Raw genomic sequence first — 4,317 nt, forward strand, 5'->3', positions numbered from 1 at the left:
GGCAGGGCGTGGTCGACATCAACCTGACCGGCATGTTCTATTGCATCCAGCAGGCCTTCCGGACCATGAAGGCCCAGACGCCGCGGGGCGGCCGGATCATCAACAACGGCTCGATCTCGGCCTCCACGCCGCGGCCCAATTCGATCGCCTACACCGCGACCAAGCACGCGGTGAAGGGCCTGACCAAGACCGCCTCGCTCGATGGCCGAAAGTACGACATCGCGGTCGGCCAGGTCGACGTCGGCAACGCGATGACCGAACTGGCCGCGCGCATGACGAAGGGCGTGCCGCAGGCCAGCGGCGAGATCGCGATCGAGCCCGTGATCGACGTCGCCATCGTCGGGCAGTCGGTGCTCTACATGGCCAATCTGCCGCTGGAAGCCAACGTGCTGTTCCACACGATCATGGCGACCAAGATGCCCTTCGTCGGTCGAGGATAGCCCCCACGCTCCCCCACTGCGTTGTGGGTCGCTGCCCCTCGAGGAGGCCGCAGGTCGCCTTGGGAGCGGCCTGGCGGCCGCCTAGGTCCCGGGGCGCTGCCGGGCCAACGCGCCGGCGGTGAGCGGGATGCCGGCCGGCCAGCGGTCCGCCAGGTCGCCATGGGTCCACACCGCCTCGCAAGCTGCCGCCTGCGCCGGCCGGCCCGTGGCCAGCGCGGCGCCGACCATGCCGGCCAGCACGTCGCCGGTGCCGGCGGTGGCGAGCCGTGCGTTGCCGCTGGGGTTTATCACGGGCAGCTCGCCGAGGGCGGCGATGACCGTTCCGGAACCCTTGAGGACCACCACCGCATCGAAGCGTGCCGCCAGGCGAGCGGCCGCGCCGAGCCGATCGCCCTGGACTTCGCCGGTGGTCGTATTCAGGAGGCGCGCGGCTTCGAGGGGATGGGGGGTCAGCACGGTCGTGCGCCCTGAAGGCCGTCTGGCCTGCAGCAGCGATTGCAGGCCGGCGTCGCCGGCGATCGCGTTGAGCGCGTCGGCATCGAGCACCAGCGTTCGGGCTTCGGCCAGCACGCGGGGCAGGACGTCGACGACCGCGCTGCCACCGCCGCAGCCGCAGACCACGGTCATCGCGCCCAGATCCAGCAGCTCGGGGCGGCGGAACATCAATTCGGGTCGGATCCGGTCCAGCGGCGCGACGCTGGCGTCCAGCGGGGCGACGAACACCCGTCCGGCACCGGCCAGGAGTGCGGCCGAGGCGGCAAGCAGCGCCGCGCCCGCCATGCCGGGCGCACCGCCGATGACTGCGACGTCGCCGTAGCTGCCCTTGTGGGAGGACTGTCGCCGGGCGGCCGCGACCGGTGCACCGGGCAGCCGCGCGGCCGGGGGCGCGGCGCCGGGGTCGACGCCTAGGTCGTCGAACCAGACTTCGCCGGCGGCATCCCGGCCCTGGGCCGTGAAGAGGCCGGGCTTGAGGGTCAGCAGGCTGAGGCAGAGGCGGCGGGCATGGGGCGACCCCGTCGAAGCGGGCGGYAGCTCGAACGACAGCACCCCGGTGTTGGCGTCCAGCCCCGAGGGGGTGTCCACGCTCAGCAGCGGCGCCGGATCGGCGTGCATGCGCCGCAGCCATTCGAGCACGCGGCCTTCGGGTGCCCGCGTGGCGCCGATGCCGAGCAGGGCGTCGATCGCAAGGTCATGCTGCGCCGGTGGCGCGTCGGCGAAGCGAACGCCGGCGTCGCGTGCGTGCTGCAACGATGCCCGAGCGTCGGCCGGGAGGCGGCCCTCGTCGCCGACCCAGGTCACGAACGGGGCGAACCCGCGCTGTTGCAATCGGGCTGCCGCCTCGAAGCCGTCGCCGCCGTTGTTGCCGGGGCCGCAGGCGATCCAGATCGTTCGCGCCTGCGGTGCGATCGCCATCGCCAGGCGCGCGACCGCGAGGCCGGCGCGCTGCATCAGCGTGTGGGGCGGCAGTGCGGCGGCCGCCGCCTGCTCGATCCGCCGCGTGGTCGCGACATCGAAAAGCTCGGCGGCGGTGGCGGATGTGATGCATTGCATGGGAACCTCAATGTTGCAGCAGCCGCTCGATGCCGAGCCCTTCGAGGTCGACACCGRCATCGCGGCCGGCGATCAGGTCGGCCACTACGCGGGCGCTGCCGCAGGACAGCGCCCAGCCGCTCGAACCGTGGCCGAGGTTGAGCCAGACGCCCGGGACGCCGCTGGCGCCGAGGATCGGCGGGCCGTCCGGCAGCATCGGGCGGGCGCCCTTCCATTGCTGGACGCCGGAGCGCAGCGTCACGGCGGCCGGGAACCAGTCCTGCAGCACCTTGTAGAGCGTCCGCAGCGAAGCGGGATTCAGGTTGACCTGGGAGCCGCCGAGCTCGGCGGTTCCGGCCACCCGCACGCGCAGGCCGAGCCGCGAGATCGCTACCTTGTAGCGTTCGTCCATCACCGCGCTGCGAGGTGCGTTGAGCGGTTCGCGGATCTGGGCGCTCACCGAGTGGCCGTACACCGGCGCCAGCGGGATGCGCAGGCCCAGCGGCTTCAGCATGGCGGCCGAGTCAACGCCGGCGCAGACCACCACGGCATCGAAGCGATGCGCCTCGGAGCCCGCGGCCAGCGCCAGCGAGGTCGGTGCCGCCCGGCTCAGCGGCGCCAGGTCGCAGTTGAAATGGAACTGGGCGCCGAGCGCCTCGGCCTCCCACTTGAGCAGCAGCGCGAACTGCCTGCAATTGGCGACTTCGTCGTCCGGCAGATGGATGGCGCCGGCCAGCGCGGTGTCGGTGCTGAGCGCCGGCTCGATCTTGCGGGCTTCGTCCGGGTCGAGTTCGCGAAAGCTGCTGCCGGCCGCGCGCAGCACCTCGAGCCCGGCCTGCACCAGCTTCTTCTCGCGCTTGGAGCGAAGCAGCACCATGTAGCCGTCGCTGCGCTCGTACTCGAGTTCGCAGGCCTCGCTGACGGCGTGCAGCCGGTTGCGGCTGTAAAAGGCCAGGCGCTGCATCCGCGAGCGATTGGCCAGGTAGGTTTCGAGCTTGCAAGCGCGCTGCCAGAGCGCCATGAATGCGAGGTCTCGGGAGGACAGCGGCCAGCGCAACTTGATCGCGCCATGCGTGGACAGCAGCGAGCGCAGCACCTTGCCGCGCATGCCGGGGCCGGCCCAGGGGGTGACGTAGCCGGGCGCGACCACGCCCGCGTTGGCGAAACTGGATTCCTCGGCGGCGGCGCCGCGGCGCTCGAAGACAACCACCTCGTGGCCGTCGGAGGCCAGCTCCCATGCAGTGGTGACGCCGATGATCCCGGCTCCCACGATTGCGATTTTCATTCTTGACTTTGGCGGTGAAAGGTGGGGGCCGGTGTCCACGCAGGCGCACCGGCCCTGGCGACTTTATAGCGCCCGCTCGGCCTGCAGGGCGATGRCCAGCACCGCATCGTCGTGCAGGGCGGCATGCCAGAGCATCAGGCCGACCGGCAGTTCGTCCGCGGCCTGGCAGGGCAGCGAGATGGCGCAGCCGTCGAGCATGTTGACCACCGACGGATTGCGCAGCAGCAGGCCGTTGACGCGGAAAAATTCGTCGTCGCGGGCCTCGCCCGGCGCGACGCTGGCGATCGTCGGCGCGGTGATCGGCACGGTCGGCGAAAGCACGGCATCGAAAGGCGACAGGAGTTGCTCCATGCGGCCGATCCAGTCGCGCCGGGCATGGACCAGATCGATGTATTCGTACGCCCGCATGGTCGCGCCCTTGAGGATGCGCTGCGCCACGCGCGGGTCGTAGCCGGCGCCGCTGCGCTCCAGCAGCAGGCGGTGCCAGGCGTAGGCCTCGGCGGCCGAGAAGCCTCCGGTGGCGTTGAGGGTGGGCAGGTCGGCCAGCGGCGGCAGGTCGATCTCCTCGATCCGCGCGCCGGCAGCGCCGAGCCGGCCCAGGGACCGTTCGAAGGCCTTGGCGACCACTGGGTCGAGGCCGTCCTCGAACAGGTTCCTGACCACCGCCAGGCGGTAGGCGGTCAGCGGCGCCGTACCTGGGGTCACCCGGCGCGCCGCCAGCATCTGGTGCGCCGTGACAGCGTCGCGAACCGAGCGCGTCATGGCGCAGACGGTGTCCAGGGTGGTCGACAGAGGCAGGGCGCCCTGCGTCGGCACCAGCCGCGCGGTGCTCTTGAAGCCGACGATGCCGTTCAGCGCCGCCGGGATCCGGATCGAGCCCCCGGTATCGGAGCCGAGTCCGATAAAGGCCGCGCCGCTGGCCACGGAGATCGCGGCCCCGGACGACGAGCCGCCCGGGATGCGCGGGGTGGCGGGATCGGCTAGGTTGGCCGGCGTGCCGTGGTGCGGGTTGACGCCGACTCCGGAAAAGGCGAACTCGGTCATGTTGGTGCGGCCCAGCAG

General features: G+C 71.7%; 4 protein-coding genes. 1 reads left to right on the top strand and 3 read right to left on the bottom strand.

The window, feature by feature from the left end; all coding sequences use genetic code 11:
• Positions 1 to 440: SDR family oxidoreductase (locus AC1DY5_RS44125; RefSeq protein ID WP_478120730.1), on the top strand; the 440-nt coding region annotated here is incomplete at its 5' end.
• Between the two features lie 81 nt (positions 441 to 521).
• Here the strand turns inward: AC1DY5_RS44125 and AC1DY5_RS44130 are convergent.
• From AC1DY5_RS44130 to AC1DY5_RS44140, 3 genes are all read right to left on the bottom strand, one after another.
• Positions 522 to 1,991: an NAD(P)H-hydrate dehydratase gene (locus tag AC1DY5_RS44130; protein WP_478120731.1), complete on the bottom strand. Its 1,470-nt coding sequence runs from the start codon at positions 1,989 to 1,991 to the stop codon at positions 522 to 524.
• Positions 1,992 to 1,998: 7 nt separating this feature from the next.
• Positions 1,999 to 3,255: a D-amino acid dehydrogenase gene (locus AC1DY5_RS44135; protein WP_478120732.1), complete on the bottom strand. Its 1,257-nt coding sequence runs from the start codon at positions 3,253 to 3,255 to the stop codon at positions 1,999 to 2,001.
• Between the two features lie 63 nt (positions 3,256 to 3,318).
• A partial coding sequence (locus AC1DY5_RS44140) for an amidase (RefSeq protein ID WP_478120733.1) occupies positions 3,319 to 4,317 on the bottom strand: 999 nt, incomplete at its 5' end.

This window comes from Variovorax sp. P4_D9 (assembly GCF_056401695.1).